Annotated in this window: 1 protein-coding gene; it reads right to left on the reverse strand. The window is 35.4% G+C overall.

What is annotated here, in order from left to right:
* A partial coding sequence (locus SB752_RS32770; RefSeq protein ID WP_410719559.1) for an AMP-binding protein occupies positions 1–260 on the reverse strand: 260 nt, incomplete at both ends.

The following is a 260-nucleotide window of genomic DNA, read 5'->3' on the forward strand; positions in this document are numbered from 1 at the left end:
GTATAGAACATCTCATACACGGATAAATCAAAACAATAAGAGGTAGCAGCATAAGTAATACTGAACCTGGACAGATCAAACTCATTCTGAGCCCAGTAAATCAAATCAACAGCATTCCTATTCTCTATCATAACTCCTTTAGGATGACCTGTAGTTCCAGAGGTATAGATCACATAGGCCAAATCTTCTTCCTTGCTGATAATAGGAACGTTTTCTTTATTATATCTTTCTGAATCAAGAGATAGTTCTTTACTGAAACT

It is taken from the genome of Brevibacillus sp. SIMBA_040, assembly GCF_046535075.1.
Lineage (GTDB): Bacteria > Bacillota > Bacilli > Brevibacillales > Brevibacillaceae > Brevibacillus.